The sequence below is a fragment of the Alicyclobacillus fastidiosus genome, assembly GCF_026651875.1.
In the GTDB taxonomy this organism is placed as follows: Bacteria; Bacillota; Bacilli; order Alicyclobacillales; family Alicyclobacillaceae; genus Alicyclobacillus; species Alicyclobacillus fastidiosus.
Window position 1 is genome coordinate 905,989 of sequence record NZ_CP104067.1, and the last position, 12,898, is coordinate 918,886.

10 protein-coding genes are annotated in these 12,898 nt (G+C 57.3%); 5 read left to right on the plus strand and 5 right to left on the minus strand.

Features of this window, described 5'->3' with window-relative positions:
• Positions 1-2: 2 nt before the first annotated feature.
• Positions 3-1,226 (plus strand): sugar efflux transporter, encoded by a 1,224-nt coding sequence (locus NZD89_RS04695; RefSeq protein WP_268006612.1) that lies wholly within the window; start codon positions 3-5, stop codon positions 1,224-1,226.
• 28 nt (positions 1,227-1,254) lie between these two features.
• Here the strand turns inward: NZD89_RS04695 and NZD89_RS04700 are convergent, their stop codons facing one another.
• Positions 1,255-2,439, minus strand: coding sequence for a glycosyltransferase family 2 protein (locus NZD89_RS04700; protein WP_268006613.1), 1,185 nt, complete (start codon positions 2,437-2,439; stop codon positions 1,255-1,257).
• A 159-nt stretch (positions 2,440-2,598) separates the two neighbouring features.
• Complete coding sequence (locus NZD89_RS04705) at positions 2,599-4,287, minus strand: M3 family oligoendopeptidase (protein WP_268006614.1); 1,689 nt, start codon at positions 4,285-4,287, stop codon at positions 2,599-2,601.
• A gap of 227 nt (positions 4,288-4,514) precedes the next feature.
• Between NZD89_RS04705 and NZD89_RS04710 the strand changes: the two genes are divergently transcribed.
• Positions 4,515-5,777 carry an FAD-dependent oxidoreductase gene (locus NZD89_RS04710; RefSeq protein WP_268006615.1) on the plus strand — a complete coding sequence of 421 codons (1,263 nt, stop codon included), beginning with the start codon at positions 4,515-4,517 and terminating at the stop codon, positions 5,775-5,777.
• 89 nt (positions 5,778-5,866) lie between these two features.
• Here the strand turns inward: NZD89_RS04710 and pepF are convergent, their stop codons facing one another.
• A complete protein-coding gene (gene pepF, locus NZD89_RS04715) occupies positions 5,867-7,675 on the minus strand; it encodes an oligoendopeptidase F (RefSeq protein ID WP_268006616.1) in 1,809 nt (602 codons plus the stop codon).
• Between the two features lie 184 nt (positions 7,676-7,859).
• Between pepF and ltaE the strand changes: the two genes are divergently transcribed.
• Positions 7,860-8,891: a low-specificity L-threonine aldolase gene (ltaE, locus tag NZD89_RS04720; RefSeq protein WP_268008392.1), complete on the plus strand. Its 1,032-nt coding sequence runs from the start codon at positions 7,860-7,862 to the stop codon at positions 8,889-8,891.
• Between the two features lie 36 nt (positions 8,892-8,927).
• On the opposite strand, the gene gap is transcribed toward ltaE, so the two are convergent.
• Positions 8,928-9,989 (minus strand): type I glyceraldehyde-3-phosphate dehydrogenase, encoded by a 1,062-nt coding sequence (gene gap, locus NZD89_RS04725; RefSeq protein ID WP_268006617.1) that lies wholly within the window; start codon positions 9,987-9,989, stop codon positions 8,928-8,930.
• A 434-nt stretch (positions 9,990-10,423) separates the two neighbouring features.
• On the opposite strand from gap, the gene NZD89_RS04730 reads away from it, so the two are divergent.
• On the plus strand, positions 10,424-12,262 hold the full coding sequence (locus NZD89_RS04730; protein WP_438938750.1) for an acyltransferase family protein: 1,839 nt from the start codon (positions 10,424-10,426) through the stop codon (positions 12,260-12,262).
• Here the strand turns inward: NZD89_RS04730 and NZD89_RS04735 are convergent.
• Positions 12,221-12,460 carry a hypothetical protein gene (locus NZD89_RS04735; protein ID WP_268006618.1) on the minus strand — a complete coding sequence of 80 codons (240 nt, stop codon included), beginning with the start codon at positions 12,458-12,460 and terminating at the stop codon, positions 12,221-12,223. The genes NZD89_RS04730 and NZD89_RS04735 overlap by 42 nt on opposite strands.
• Between NZD89_RS04735 and NZD89_RS04740 the strand changes: the two genes are divergently transcribed.
• Positions 12,459-12,767 (plus strand): hypothetical protein, encoded by a 309-nt coding sequence (locus NZD89_RS04740; protein ID WP_268008643.1) that lies wholly within the window; start codon positions 12,459-12,461, stop codon positions 12,765-12,767. The genes NZD89_RS04735 and NZD89_RS04740 overlap by 2 nt on opposite strands.
• Positions 12,768-12,898 lie beyond the last annotated feature (131 nt).

The following is a 12,898-nucleotide window of genomic DNA, read 5'->3' on the forward strand; positions in this document are numbered from 1 at the left end:
TTTTGCAAACTGATTCGCCTGATTCGACGCGAACGTCTCGCTTTCTGCCTGGTTACGTCGTGTTGACGATTGGAATTACGTTCATCGGTATCGGAGTATCCATCACACGTCCTTATTTATCGCTATTTGGAACTGACGTTATCCACATGTCCCCGGCGTCACTCGGGGCGTTTATGTGCGCCAATGCACTTGGGGGCATCGTCGCCAGCACGTGGCTTGGGAGGCTATCGGACACGCGTGCGCCCAAAAAGGACGTCATGTTGTTTTCGTCCGTCATGGCTGGGCTCGGTTATGCTAGCTTTCTCTTTCTTCACAACTATTTTGCCCTGCTCATCGTGTCGACGATTTTGCTTGGGTTGGGGTCGGCGACGTTTCCTCAGATGTTTGCCTACGCCAGAGAAACGACGCAGATGACTCCGAATGTGGATGCCACCTTCGCCATCTCGACCCTCCGATCGTTTTTTTCGCTTGCCTGGGTCATCGGACCGCTCGTCGGCGTCTTGGTGTTAAATTCCCTTGGGTACAGTGGCCTCTTTCTATTTACCACGATCATCTTTGCGGTCGTGTTCCTGATTGTGCTATTCAGCCTGAAGCGTCGGCCATCCGCGAGGGTTACCGGAGTAAAGCCCACAGGTGTGATGACACACTTGAAGCGTATGGACGTTCTGACTGCCTGTCTGTCGTTTGTGGCGGTGTACACGGCGTCGAGCATCAACGGCTCCTATATGCCGCTGTTTATGACGCGAACCCTGCATGCTCCGGAGCACGTGGTCGGATGGGTGTTTAGCCTGAGTGCTGGGCTCGAAATTCCGATTATGCTGGGTCTTGGAAGCATTGCGGTTCGCGTCGGGAAACGGATGTTGCTTCTGTTCGGGTCTATTTGCGGCACTATTTATTACGTCGGAGCGGCGTTTGCCCATGCAATCTGGGAAATGCTCGCGCTGCAACTCGTCTGTGCGGTATTCATTGCGATTAGCGTCAGCATCGGCATGAGCTACTTTCAGGACTTCATGCCGGACGCGCCTGGTTCAGCGACGACGTTGTACAGCAATACGAATAACATCGGATCGATGGCAGGTAGTCTGTTAGGCGGTGCCATTGCACAGGCGTTTGGCTACCGAACGGTGTACTTCGTGTGCGCTGGGCTCGGTATCGCATCGTACCTGCTGTTGCTGCGCCGCAAGGCGCGAAGTGAAGACCGCGCCAGCTCTTTACAACCTCGCTGAAAACGAGTAGTGGTCAGGTGAGGGCTCTTTACTTCAGTTCGTCGAGGGCATAGAACGTATCGCGCCACACGAGCCCGCCCCGTCGATGCGCTAGGACTCCGGCGCGTATGAAACCGTAGATAAACAGCGCCATCGCAAACGGAATCAGGATAATCTGAAGTTTAGGGAACTTCAGATAGGACACGTGCATCGTGTACAGCGTCAGCATGAAGAGACACGCCAACCCATATACCCATCGGGATGGACCGGGTCCGAAGACGATGCCCGCCATGGGGCCGCCGTATAGGGCGATGAGTGGAATCATGCTGAGAATCAGCCACGTCGGCGAGAATCGAAACGCGGCAAGAGGCGCTTTCTCGAGGCCGTGGAGCATATCCCGCGTGGTGTCGTACCATTCGATCTCGACGAACGACTCCGCCACCGCAAACCGCTGGTGATATCCCTGTTTCTTGATGAGCAACCCGAGATAGATGTCGTCGTCCGGCCGGAGCATGATGGCGCGGTGCGTGCCAATCGCCTCGTAGACCGTGCGGCGAACGAGGTTGAATGCCCCGATGCCCGCGTGTGCTTTGGTTCGTTTCCGGTAGGCAGAATGTGGGCGCTTAAACAGCAGGTAGTTAAAGGTGAAAAAGGTAGTCAGGAGTTGTAGGGGGGCCGTGCGCGCGATCATGCGTGGTGCGATGGTCAGGTGATCAATGTGGTCGGCGAGTGTATAGTCTATCGCTCGCTCGATGGCATCTGGGTAAAAATAGACGTCCGCATCGGCAAACAGGATAAAGTCACCGCTTGCCACCTTGGCACCTTGGTACAGTGCGTGGTTTTTCCCGAGCCATCCGTGCGGAAGATGCGTGATGTGAATGGGATGAATTCGACCGTCTGCCTGCGCGAGTGCATCGATGAACCGACCTGTCAGGTCTTCGGACCGGTCGTTCACCACAATGATCTCCATGTCGCCAGCGTATGTTTGCTGGGACAGGGATTCCAAGGTTTTGCGGATGTGTGCCGCCTCGTTCTTCGCTGCAATCACCACAGACACCGTCGGTAATTGCGGTTTGTTTGGCACAGTGACATCGTGGGCGACGTGGGTCCCTCGAACGCTCGTGGTCTGTGGTGTGAGATGAGGAAGTCGTAGGAGATCTGGGAGATTGCGAAAGAATACGACCAGCCAAGCAAAGAGCAGGACCAGTGGGAACAATCCGGACCAAGTGCCCATGCAACAGCTCGCTCCTTCATCAAGGTGACTGAATTGTAATTCTAATCGTAAACGACCGAAGAGAGGACGACAAGCGCTGGAGAATGGGTGGATGGAATGCGGTGAGAGCCGCAGGGGGATGGCGATTCCATCCCCCTCGGCACTGCCTCAAACAATCGCTTATCCGAGCGACTCAATGATGTGCTCCGTGAACTTCGCCACGCGCAGGACGGCGGCATCGGAGAAATCGAAGTGTACACCTGTGTCCTCGTAAATTTTCGCGATGGGCTGATTAAAATCAGTACTTGCGCCGCGCTTGTAGTTCGCAATCGCCTCGCTTCTATCCCTGCGATAGGTCTCGAGCAGTTGTAACGCCCCGAGTTCTGACATCGCGTACTCGATGTTGTAAAACGGGTAAGCGATGAAGTGGATGGAGTCTATCCACGCGCTGCTGGCTTCGGCTTCCAACCCACTGTAATCGACAGGATGGCCACTGAATCGCTTCAGGATTTCGAAGTATTTGGCATCGCGTTCTTCAGCTGTGTGATGGGGGTTGGTATAGAGCCAATGCTGGAACAAGTCTCCGGAGAGGGGGCCGATGAGCATGTTCAAACTGCGATGCAGTTCTTCGCGCTGTGCGTTTTTCAGGGATGATTCGTCGCGATAAAACTCCCCTAACTTATCGAGACAGAGGAGTTCCATGCCGTGGGAGTACAGCTCTGCCACCTCTGGGCGCAGATCGGCCCATTCGTATTCGTCGCGGACCTGCAGGTAGCCGTTCACCGCGTGGCCCATCTCGTGCAGCAGAGCGATGAGGGCGAAAAACGAAGGGCTAAAGTTTGCGAATACGAATGTGTTGTTGGAGTAGCCGAGGAAGTCGCAGAAACCGCCTGGTGCTTTGCCACTGCGGCTGTCGAGGTCGAGCAACCCGCGCTCGCGCATGTGCTTAAACTTGTCTCCGAAGTACGTGTCGGTGGCGTACAGCATTTTCTCCACGCCATCCATCAGTTGGTCTACTGTCTCAAACGGCGCGCCCGAGAGCGTACACGGCGTGACATCCCAAGGCCGATATGCGTCCACGCCGAGCACACCTTGCAGTTGTCGAGCGAGTCTGTCCCAAGCTGGAACCACGTAGCGCTCTACCGCATTGTGGAAGTTGTAGCAGTCTTCGACCGTATACTCGCGGTTTTTCTCGCGAAAGACGTAATCTCGATAGTTCTCGAATCCCGCGTTGACGGCAATTTGGTGGCGGAGCGCGACGAGCTCATCCATCATAGCCGCGACCTTGGACTTAATCGATTTGCGCGCTTCTTGAACGGAGCGCCAAGCCGCCTCGCGCACCGCTCTGTTTGGACTGTCCATCTGTGCCACCACATATGGATAGGGTCTGTCTTCGCGCTCCCAACCCGCCGTCAATCCACCGATGATTTCGTTATAACTTGCCACAAGTTCTTGTTCTTTGACTTGAAGCGGGATGTTTTCTTCACGGAAGAGCTCGAGCCCCGTCGCTCGCGCTTTTTTCATCTGCCCATATTTGCCGTCGTCGAGTTCCTTGGTATACGGGCACTCGCAGAACTTCTTGTCGAGTTGTGCACCATACTTCAGAAGGAGCGGTTGAATTACCGTTTGATCGTACATGTGAATCTGTTTCTTTTTTTCCGAGCCCGTATCGCGATAAAAATCGATGGTATGACCCGACAGCACCTCGCGAACTTTGAGCGAAAATTCAAGCTCGCGCTTCAACCACGCCTCGAGTGCGTCGACAGAATCCAGTTTCTCTTGCACCAGAGCTTGCAGCTGTGCCTCCACGGTCGCTGCATCAGACAGATCAATGGCCTGTGCGTAATAATCTGTGGTGATGGTCGTCAAACGAAGTCCTCCCCATCGAAACGCCTATGTGGTGTGGGTGAGATGTCCGCAAAGCGAACCTCGCCTCACTTGACACAATTATCTCAAAAGTGTGTGCGTGATGGACGGAATCTTAGAAAAATATTATTGGTTTGCTCATTGATTAGGAATTTAGTAGAGTTGAATGTCGGTAAACCTTGTTTCATCGTATGAATCGATGCGCTTTACATAGAATGTGGAGGCTGTGTATGTACAACCATCGCAAACTTCATTTTGATGTCGTCGTGGTCGGCGGTGGCTCATCTGGCGTAGCGGCGGCTGTCGGCGCCGCAAACGTCGGAGCAGACACCACCGTCATCGAGCGAAATCCATATTTCGGCGGGGCGGCTACGCACAGTTCTGTCTTTTCCTATTGCGGCTTTTATGCACAGTCAGACCCGCTCGAACGGGTCGTGGGCGGGGTCGGGGCGCAATTCCTCGACGAGCTGTCCGCGATTGGCCCAACGGCGGAACCGCGGCGCAACCCGTCGACCGGAAACGTGATTGTCGTGGCTGACGGCGAGACGAGTAAGTACGCCCTCGATCGCCTGCTTCTGCGCGCCGGTGTCAAGCCACGCCTGCACTGTCAGGTCATTGGTGCGGTGGTCGAGCGAGGGCGGGTGGTCGAGATCGAGTGTGTCGATCACGACGGTCGCCTCACCATCGCGGCCGATGCCTTCGTCGACGCGAGCGGCGAGGCCGATTTGACGACGCTGGCCGGAGGGACGGTTCGCTTTGGGGACGACGAGGGTCAGGTACAGGCCGGTACGCTGGTGATGCGCATTGGCGGCGTCGCTCGCGACGTCCCGCTTCCGCGCGAGGCGTTTACGGAGGCGGTCACCCGCGGGAAAGCGAGTGGTATCGAATCGCTTTCCAAGGAAAAAGGCATGATTTTGCGCATAGCCTCGGGAGATATTCTCGCCCTGTTCGCGGATGAAAGCGTCAACGGCCTCGACTCGGGCAGTTTGACGTGCGCCGAAATGTCGGCGCGCCAACAAGCGTGGTCCTACCTGCAGATATTCCGCCGCCACGTGCCAGGATTCGAGTCGGCTTATCTCATCCAAACGGGCCCGGCACTCGGCGTCCGCGAAACGCGCCACGTTCGCGGGCAGTACACCCTCGCCGGCGAGGACGTGCTCAGTGGGGTTCGCCACCTCGACTCCGTGGCCCGCGGTGGGTGGCCGGTCGAAATTCACCAACCGGGTGCACCTGCTGTATATCAACAAATTCGAAATAAATCCTACTACGACATCCCGCTGCGGTCGCTATGTGTGGCTGGACTGGAAAACCTTTGGTGTGCGGGGCGCATCATCTCTTGCGATCCGATAGCGTTCGCCTCTGCCCGCGTCATGGGCACCGCATTTGCGACGGGCCACGCCGCCGGCGTCGCAGCTGCCCAGTTCAGCCTCTACAAAGGCCAGGATGCAGGCCAGGTGCGTGCGGAGTTGCTTCGCCAAGGAGCGCTCGTCTAGTCACGAACAACGCAAACAGAGTGCCGAGCTTACGGCACTCTGTTTGCGCTTTCCCCGAATCGTGCAAGCAGCCGACTCTGCGTTCACAGTCATTCCTTTGCAAAACTGGCCTCCAATTCGTCGATGAGCGCCCCGACGTACGCAACCGCCTCGGAGATAGGTTGCGAGGTGGACAGATCGACTCCGGCCATCCGCATGAGTTCCAGCGGTGTCTTGGTGCCGCCAGCCTTCAGTACTTCGACCCACTGCGCTGCTGCGGCCGGACCTTCTTCGCGAATGCGCTTGGCGACGGCCGTAGACGCGGTGAGGCCAGCGGAGTACGTGTACGGGTAGAGGCCCATGTAGTAATGCGGTTGGCGCATCCATGTGAGACTTGCCCCTTCGTCAACGTCCACCGTATCCCCCCAGAAGCTCGTCAGCACGTCCGCCTTTTGTTCGCAGAGCAACTTCGCGGTGATAGACGCCCCGGCGTCAGCCAAACGGTAGATGCGCCGTTGGAGTTCGCCCTCGAGGAGGTGCGTGACAAAGTTGTGGTAGTACGTGCCGAGCAGTTGGCTGATGACCCAGCGGCGCATGCGCGCATCACGCGTGCGGTGGAGAACGTGGTCAGCGAGGAGCATTTCGTTCATGGTCGAAGGTGCCTCGATAAAATACAGCGAAGGACGCGTGTTCGTCAGGCGCTGATATTTGTTGGCAAGCGCGAAGTGCCCTGCGTGGCCGAGCTCGTGTGCCAAGACGAACGCGCTGCGCATCGTATCGCCCCACGTGATGAGGATATATGGGTGTGCGCCGTATGGACTTGAACAGAATGCGCCAGTCGACTTGCCGACGTTGTCCGCGTAATCCACCCAGCGGTTCGTAAGTCCCGTGCGGATGTTCGCGACGTATTCCGGGCCCATGACCGCGAGTGCGTCAAGGATCATCTGCGTCGCGGACTCGATGGAGGTGCTCGGGTTAAAGGTGGGATCGAGTGGGATTTTCAAGTCGCAATAGAGCATGGTGTCGAGCCCGAACAGGCGTTTGCGCAGCCGCGCCAGCCGTCGCATGTGGGGGGCCAATTCCGTTTGGATGATATCGAGTTGGTTGTTGTACATCTCGGGCGTGACCTGTTGGGGTTGCAGCAGCATGTCAGTCGTCGATGCAAATCCGCGCAACCGCGCGAGCGTGACTTGGCGATTCACTTCGGTCGCGTAGGCAGATGCAAAGGTGTTCTTGTACTGATTGAGGGTGTTCGTAAACGACTTGTAGGCGTTGCGGCGCAGTTGTGTGTCGGTCGCGAATTCGTAGATGTCCTCGTACAGGGCGAACGAGACGGCGTGCTCTACACCTTTTTCATCCTTCGCGGGAGCGAACTGCATGTCTGACAGTTTGCTGCGTTGGTAGGTGACATACGGCCCGCCGAACACCTGGCCGAGTGCCGCCAGCGTCGATTCCGTTTCCGGAGAGAGTCGGTACGGCTTAAAGTCGAGAATCCTCTGCAAGGAAACGGCGTGTTCCTTGAGCCCCTCCTCCTGTTCCATCCACGACTCGACGACGCCATCGTCGAGCGCGGCCACTTCTGCTTCGACAAACGAGGTCGCCGCTTGAATTCGGGCGACCATTGCCGCCGCCCTGTCGGCCATTGCCTGGTTGACGGGGTTCGTGCCGTCTTCTGACTGCCGCAGTGAGGCGTAGGTACAGGCGCGAACGATGCGCTCTGCCAACAGGTCACTCGCTTCGAGACACTCGAGCAGCACTTCGGCGGACTCCCCGAGGCGCCCCTCGAATTTGGTCACCGTATCGACAGCGGCGAGGATAGCCTCCACCTCGTCAGACCAAATCTTTTCCGATGCGAACAAATCGGCGAGATTCCACGTGAGCTCAACTGGGACTTGACTTCTCGTCAACCGATCCGGCATGTAATAACCTCCAGTAGAATATTTAGAAATGCGGTTCCATTCGCTATTCTATCACGATGCCGCTGTCGCTAAAGACGGCCCTTTTGTCGAATTTGGACGATTCTGGTAGAAGGGTTTCGCGGCGGCCACCTCTAATACTTATATTTATTTGTGCCAGGGAAACGGAGATAGACACGTGCCAAATATCATTGATCTGCGTAGTGACACCGTGACCAAACCAACCGACGCGATGCGGCAGGCGATGGCCAGTGCAGAAGTCGGGGATGACGTGTATGGAGAGGATCCTACAATTCGCCGTCTCGAACAGCTGGCCGCGGAAATGACAGGTAAGGAGGCCGCTCTGTTCGTGACGAGCGGCACACAGGGGAACCTCGTCGCCATAGCCGCGCAAGTGAAGCCGGGCGAAGAAGTCATCGCGGAGGCAGAATCTCACATTTTTTACTACGAAGCCGCTGGGGTGGCGACGGTTGCAGGTGCACAAATCCGCCAGGTGGTCGGCACGCGCGGCGTCTTGCAGCCGCAGGCAGTCGGGCGCGCCGTGCGCCCGAACGATATTCACCAGCCGCGCACTGCCCTCGTTTCAATCGAAAATACGCACAACCGCGCGGGCGGAACGGTGACACCTGAGAACGTGCTGAGGGAGATTCAAACCGTCGCACACGCCGCGGGCGCGAAGGTGCACATGGACGGAGCTCGATTGTTCAACGCGGCTGTCGCCACCAACACGAGTGCAAAGGACATCGCGGATGCGGTGGACACCGTCCAATTCTGCCTGTCGAAGGGGCTCGGGGCTCCGGTCGGCTCCATCGTCGCCGGATCACAATCGTTCATCGACGACGCCAGACAGTGGCGCAAGCGCCTCGGCGGCGGCTTGCGCCAGGCCGGGATTCTCGCAGCGGCGGGAATCCTCGCGTTGACGCAGATGGTGGATAGGCTCGCAGAGGACCACGCCAACGCCCAGACTCTAGCTCTGCTCCTCGCCAACATGACTGGGATCTCGGTCGATCTCGCCACCGTTCAAACGAACATCGTCATCGCCGACGTCGCGGGCACGGGTCGACCGGTCGACGAGTTCGTCCTTCGCCTTCGCGAGGAGGGCGTCCTGGCGAGCGCGTTCGGTGCTGCCGCGGTTCGCTTCGTCACCCACAAGGACGTCTCCAAGGACGATGTGCTGCGTGCGGCGGACATCGTCGCGCGGGTCGCCGCCGGCCGCTGAGGTCCGGCCGCGTGGCGGTTTGCCGTCTGCAGGCGGTCAGCGGCACTCCGCCTGCGGTACCTGTTGCCGATACGCCACCCCTACCGGCGCATCGGCGTCCAAGACCATGCAAAGCAAGTCCACGATTCTGCACGAGTAGCCCCACTCGTTGTCGTACCAAGCCAACACTTTCACCGTGTGATCGCCCATGACCATGGTTGACATCGAGTCGACGACGGCGGACCGTTCGTCCCCGTTGAAATCGATGGAGACGAGCGGTTCTTCACAGTAGCCTAACACGCCAGCCAGTGCTCCCCTAGAACCACTGCGCAACGCGTCGTTCACCGCCTGTGTGTCGACTGGCGTGGATAGCTGCAGGACGACATCGAGCAGTGAGACATTTGGCGTAGGGACGCGTACAGAAAGTCCGTTTAAGCGGCCAGCCAGCTCCGGGATTACGAGCCCAATGGCCCGGGCCGCACCGGTGCTGGTTGGGATGATAGATTGTGCACAGGCCCGGGAGCGTCGCAGGTCTGCGTGCGGATTGTCCTGGTTGAGTTGGTCATTTGTGTACGCGTGAACGGTTGTCACCAGACCCGATTCGACGCCAAAGGTTTCATGCAGCACGTGCACCACGGGCGCCAACGCATTCGTGGTACAGGAGGCGCCAGAGAGAATGTGGTGCCTCTCGGGATGGTATCGATGGTGGTTGACACCCATTACGACCGTCAAATCCGCCCCGCGGTCACCCTTGGCCGGAGCCGTGATGATCACCTTTTGGGCGCCTTGCCGCAGGTGGATGGACGCGCCCTCCCACGTGCGATACGCGCCTGTCGCCTCGACGACGACGTCCACGCCAACCTCGCCCCACGGCAGCTCGCCTGCGTCGCGCGTAGAGAAGAACTGAATTCGTTTGCCATTCACGATACAACCGTGCTCTGTCGCCTCGATTGGAACGGACCATTGACCGTGCACGGAGTCGTATTTCACTAGGTGGACAAGTGTAGCGGGATCGGCTGTGCCATTGACAGCCACGACATCCAGTCCCAGCTCTATCGATTTTCGAAACACCATTCGCCCGATCCGCCCAAACCCGTTGATTCCAATTCGACCTATCATTTCGGTAGCTTCGCCCCTCGCTATGAACTTTGTTTCACGCGAAACAAATCACTTTGCACAAATAATACACCTTAATTATAAATCATGCGTGTTATTTCGATCAAAGTGTCGGGCGATTCTTTAAATCATCGGTGTTATTTTCGGTTGAAGGCGTAGAGAAATGGGTTGAAACAAAATAAGCGCCTTCAACGTCTGCTATATGACTGTGTAGGAACGTTACAAATGGGCGGTAAATCACGAGGAAATGGGCATCGGGGCATGGCCAAATATTGTCGAATGATGTCATTTGGTTGGACATCCGCTCACTTGGAGCGCAGATCATCGCTTTTAATGTTGGGAGAAGAAAGAAATGAGGATTCAGGTCGGGAGCTGTATGGCAGAGGTGCAGGTGTTGGCAGCAACGAGAGTATGAATAAACAGAGGGGGTGAATTCGATGCCTAAACCGGTGAAGGGAAGCAGCCGATATATGCCGGGGTTGGACGGTCTCCGGGCACTGGCTGTCCTCGCGGTCGTCGCCTACCATCTCAACTTGAGCTTTGCACCTGGCGGCCTGCTGGGCGTAGCCGTCTTTTTTGTGCTGTCGGGCTATCTGATCACCGATTTGCTCGTGGCTCAGTGGCGAACGACTGGGCGATTTTACGTCAAGGATTTTTGGTTGCGCCGAGCTCGCCGCCTGTTTCCTGCGATGTTTGTCATGCTTGTGGCTGTTGGCGCCTGGGTAGTGCTGTTTGATGAGTCGCAGTTGGCGACATTCCGCCAGGACGCGTTGGCCTCCGTGTTGTACGTGAGCAACTGGTGGTTCATTTTCCACAAGGTGTCGTACTTCGCCAGCTTTGGGAGACCTTCTCCCTTGGGTCACCTCTGGTCACTGGCGGTGGAGGAACAGTTCTACTTGATTTGGCCGCCCATTCTCGCGCTAGGGCTGCGCTTTTTGCCTCGCCGGGGGGGTTTGCTTTTGCTCACGCTTGCCGCGGCGTGCACGTCGGCGCTTACCATGGCCTTCCTCTACCACCCTGGGACGGACCCGAGCCGGGTGTATTACGGAACCGACACGCGCGCTTTCGCCTTGCTCTTCGGGGCGGCCCTGGCCGTGGTCTGGCCGAGTGCAAAACTGTCGGCCGAGATTTCCATCCGTTCGCGCGTAGTCCTCGAATTGGCCGGCGTGTCAGCGCTATTCCTCGTGATTTACACGATGTATACGACGAACGAATACGAGGCGTTTCTCTACCGCGGCGGACTGGTGCTCAGTTCCGTGGTGACGGCTATTTTGGTCGCGACGTTGGCTCATCCAGCCAGCGTATTGGCCAAGGTTGTCGGGTGTAAGCCGCTGCGCTGGCTGGGCGTCCGTTCCTATGGTATCTACCTGTGGCACTACCCGGTGATCGTCTTGACTAGCCCCGTCGTCAACACGGGTGGCGTCGACGTCGTTCGCGACGTTCTTCAGGTGGGGGCGAGTATCGCGCTGGCGGCTTTGTCGTGGCGATACGTCGAGGAACCGATTCGCCGTGGCGCTCTGGCCAAACTGTGGACTCGCAAGCCATCCTTCAAGCGCAGGTCCGCCATTCGTTTCGGGGCGGCCGCGTGCGCGCTGGTCGTCGTCACCTGCGCCGCCGTCGTCGAGCCACACGACCTCGCAGCTACAGCGACTCCGAGCACGCCCGTCGTCGCCGACGCCAAACCAGTATCGTCGTCACCGCCGGCAAACAAACCGACTGTGCCGAAGGAAACCACCTTGCCCAGCCAATCAGATCAACCCAAGCAACCGCCGACACCGGCTAACACCGATTCGCCGTCTCAAAGCAACCGTCACACGAAAGAGAAGACGGGGGTTGGCGTGACGACCATTGGCGATTCCGTCATGGTGGACGCGACGCCCTATTTGGAAAAAATGCTTCCCGGTATCGTCTGCGACGGTGAGGTGGGGAGACAGATGAGTCAGGCTCCAGCTGCCATTGCCGCGCTGAAGGCCAAAGGGGAACTCGGGAACCGCGTCATTATCGAGTTAGGTACAAATGGGCCCTTTACGAAAGATGAGCTCGTCTCTCTGTTGCAATCGCTCGGTCCGGTCAAGCAGATCATTCTCGTCAACACGCGCGTTCCACGGCCTTGGGAAGCTGTGGTGAATGCGACTTTGGCCCAGGTTGCAAGACGTTCCCGCACACGACACTCGTCGACTGGTACTCCGCTAGCGCCGGGAAGCAGTCGTATTTCTACCCCGACGGGGTGCACCTCAATCCTGAAGGCGCACAGGTCTATGCGTCGCTGTTGGTGAAGGCCGTTCAATCGTAAACGCAGTGGCTCTCGTTTGAACTTTCCGCCGCTTCAATCCACGGGGATCACACCAGCCGAATGCCATACCAAGTGGCATGGCATTCGGGAACCGTGCGGCGATGGTGCCCATCACACGATCCCGGACCCGTTCCGGCACGGTGCTGACGAACACGGATGATGCCGCCGGTGACGACGCCATGAAAAACGCTCCGTTGATGATAATCCCCCTAGTTGAATTTCATTTGCACAAAAAGAAACAGCCATCCTCAACAGGGTGGTTGTTTAATCTCTTCAGTCATGACACAGGTTACTTGGCGGCAGTGGGCAGTCTGGCCAATGGAGGATCTTTTTATCGCATAGCTGAAAATGCACAACATCACGTTGAGGCACAAGGGGGAGTGGCATTTTCTTGTTACAGCTTTAGGTTATCAATAACCGCAACTGCAACTTGTCGCTGCAGGAGCATAGCCTGGGACGAGAAGGAAGAAGAGAACGAAGATGATTAAGAATACAACTGCCCAAGCCGTGTATCCACCAAATGTTCCGTACATCAAAAACACTCCCTTCATTTGTGAACCGCCCTCTACGATATGCCCGTGGACATATCCAATGAAGCGGCTAACGCCTAATACTCTTC

Excerpts from the sequence above, each read along its gene's own strand:
- NZD89_RS04735 (WP_268006618.1), bottom strand. The coding sequence starts at position 12,460 with ATGGCGTCGTCACCGGCGGCATCATCCGTGTTCGTCAGCACCGTGCCG.
- gap (WP_268006617.1), bottom strand. The coding sequence starts at position 9,989 with ATGATAGGTCGAATTGGAATCAACGGGTTTGGGCGGATCGGGCGAATG.
- NZD89_RS04740 (WP_268008643.1), top strand. The coding sequence starts at position 12,459 with ATGAAAAACGCTCCGTTGATGATAATCCCCCTAGTTGAATTTCATTTG.
- NZD89_RS04700 (WP_268006613.1), bottom strand. The coding sequence starts at position 2,439 with ATGGGCACTTGGTCCGGATTGTTCCCACTGGTCCTGCTCTTTGCTTGG.
- NZD89_RS04710 (WP_268006615.1), top strand. The coding sequence starts at position 4,515 with ATGTACAACCATCGCAAACTTCATTTTGATGTCGTCGTGGTCGGCGGT.
- NZD89_RS04730 (WP_438938750.1), top strand. The coding sequence starts at position 10,424 with ATGCCTAAACCGGTGAAGGGAAGCAGCCGATATATGCCGGGGTTGGAC.
- pepF (WP_268006616.1), bottom strand. The coding sequence starts at position 7,675 with ATGCCGGATCGGTTGACGAGAAGTCAAGTCCCAGTTGAGCTCACGTGG.